Source organism: Janibacter limosus NBRC 16128 (assembly GCF_001570985.1).
In the GTDB taxonomy this organism is placed as follows: domain Bacteria; phylum Actinomycetota; class Actinomycetes; order Actinomycetales; family Dermatophilaceae; genus Janibacter; species Janibacter limosus.
In genome coordinates this window covers 1-2,170 of sequence record NZ_BCSS01000087.1, presented here as the reverse complement: position 1 = coordinate 2,170, position 2,170 = coordinate 1, and the positions used below count along the sequence as shown (strand labels likewise).

At 72.0% G+C, this 2,170-nt stretch carries 3 protein-coding genes and 1 riboswitch; of the genes, 1 reads left to right on the top strand and 2 read right to left on the bottom strand.

Features of this window, described 5'->3' with window-relative positions; translation table 11 throughout:
* On the top strand, positions 1–872 hold an 872-nt coding region (locus tag JLI01S_RS16440), incomplete at its 5' end, for a SelB domain-containing protein (RefSeq protein WP_174521332.1).
* Positions 873–926: 54 nt separating this feature from the next.
* Here the strand turns inward: JLI01S_RS16440 and JLI01S_RS16435 are convergent.
* Positions 927–1,391: an OsmC family protein gene (locus tag JLI01S_RS16435; protein WP_068266737.1), complete on the bottom strand. Its 465-nt coding sequence runs from the start codon at positions 1,389–1,391 to the stop codon at positions 927–929.
* A 31-nt stretch (positions 1,392–1,422) separates the two neighbouring features.
* Positions 1,423–1,537, bottom strand: a riboswitch (SAM riboswitch).
* 38 nt (positions 1,538–1,575) lie between these two features.
* Positions 1,576–2,166 carry a membrane protein YczE gene (gene yczE, locus JLI01S_RS17255; protein ID WP_245634661.1) on the bottom strand — a complete coding sequence of 197 codons (591 nt, stop codon included), beginning with the start codon at positions 2,164–2,166 and terminating at the stop codon, positions 1,576–1,578.
* Between the last annotated feature and the right edge of the window lie 4 nt (positions 2,167–2,170).

The window sequence follows — 2,170 nt, the reverse complement described above, 5'->3', positions numbered from 1 at the left end:
CCCGCCTCTCAGCCGACGTCGACCTGCCGTGGCGGGTCGGCGACCGGGCGATCCTGCGCGACGCGGGTAGCCGCCGACTGTGGGCGGTGCGGGTCCTCGACGTCGACCCGCTCCCGCTGACCCGCCGCGGAGCCGCGGGACGCAGGGGGCAGGCCCTCACCGCTGCCGGCCCCTCCCCCGAGGCCCTGGCCGGGGTCCGCCTGACCTCCCGCGCGGCCGACCACGCAGGGGTGCTCGATCGGCTGGGCCTCGAGGCACCGAGCAGCGCTGTGCAGCACGGCGACTGGTGGATCGACCCCGACGCTCTGCAGCTGTGGCGCGACCGTCTGGCCAAGGCGGTCCGGGCGCGTCACGCGTCCGATGCGCTGAGCGCCGGCCTGCCTCTGGCGGAGGCCGCACGCTCCCTGGGTCTGCCCACACACCTGCCGACCGCCCTGGGTCAGGCACTCGTGCCGACGCTGGCAGCGGAGGTCGAGCTGACCGTCACCGACGGCCGGGTCCACGACGCTGCGGCAGCCGGCCTCGGACCCGCGGAGGCGGGGATCGCGGCTCTCGAGGAGAGGTTGCGGGGCACCCCCTTCGTCGCGGCGGATCGGGGTGAGCTCGCCGACCTCGGGCTGGGTACCGCGGAGCTGGCTGCCGCCGAGCGGCTCGGTCGGGTCATGCGGCTGCCCGACGAGGTCGTGCTGCTGCCCGACGCCCCGGCTCGGGCGATGCGCGTGCTCGCGGGGCTGGAGCAACCCTTCACCCTCAGCCAGGCGCGGCAGGCGCTCGGGACCACGCGACGCGTCGCGGTACCCCTGCTGGAGCACCTCGACGCGCGAGGGTGGACCCGGAGGGTCGACGGCACGCTCCGCGAGGTCGCCCGCTGACGACGAACCCCCACAGGCAGGGCCTGCAGGGGTTCGTGGTCGGATGCAGATCGCTCAGGCAGCGACCTCGAGGTTCGTGGTCACCGACACGCCGTTCGTCAGGTTGTCGAGCACCGGGCAGTGGGCGGCGACCGCCTGCTCGAGACGCCGGTACTCGGCCTCGCTCTCGGGACCGGAGACCTTAATGCCCAGCTCGATGCCCTGGAACCCCGGTCGCACCGAGTCGTCCGTGCCGAGGAAGCCGGCGAGGTCGAGGTCGCCACGCAGGTCGACGTCGATCGTGTCGACCGTGAGGCCGAGCTTGTCGGCCCAGACCTGGTAGCTGATGACGGTGCAGGAGGCGAGCGCAGCGAGCAGGTGCTCGACCGGGTTGGCGCCCTTGTCGGTGCCGCCCAGGGCCGGCGGCTCGTCGATCGTGTAGCTGAACTGGCGGCTGGTGAGGGTCACCTCGGTCCCGGTGACGAGCGAGCCCTGGGTGGTGACCTCGAGCAGGGTGGTGGGGACAGCAGTTGCAGTCATGGATGGCTCCTGAAGATCAAGGGCTCTGGCGAACCCGCGCTTGGCGCGGCCGGCCGGCCGACACCCTGGTCGTCACCCGGGGCACCCCACCGAGGGTGGAGGGTTGCCGCCCAGCAAGCCGGGGCTTCGCGCTGGGACTCATGACCTACACATAAGATGACACACAGCCACCCATAACGTCCAGTTATGTATCAATGAGCGGGACGGGCTGCTTCAGGTCCACGGTGAAGAGCGGCAGGAAGAGCTGCGCGAGGGGGCCGATCGCCAGGGCGTAGATGACGGTGCCCAGACCGACGACGCCTCCGAGCAGCCAGCCGACGACGACCACCGCGACCTCGAGGCCGGTGCGCACCACCCGGATCGAGCGACCACTGACCCGGGCCAGCCCGGTCATCAGCCCGTCGCGGGGGCCGGGGCCGAACTGCGAGCCGATGTACATGCCGGTCGCGACCCCGTTGAGCACGATCCCGCCGAGGGTGAGCACGAGCCGCCAGGCGATGTGCTCCGGCGGGTCGATCAGCGACAGGACGATGTCGGCCGACGGACCGATGAGCAGGGCGTTGCCGATCGTGCCGACACCGGGCTTCTGCCGCAGCGGGATCCAGCCCAGCAGCACGAGCAGCGAGACGCAGATGACGATCGTGCCGAAGCTCAGCGGGATGTGGTGGGAGACGCCGACGTGCAGGACGTCCCACGGGATCTGCCCGAGCGTCCCGCGGATGACCATGGCCATCGACCCGCCGTAGAGGAAGAGCCCGACGAGCAGGAGAGGCAGGGGG

Bases quoted from the DNA above. Each gene is read 5' to 3' on its own strand.
- JLI01S_RS16435 (WP_068266737.1), bottom strand. From the start codon at position 1,391: ATGACTGCAACTGCTGTCCCCACCACCCTGCTCGAGGTCACCACCCAG.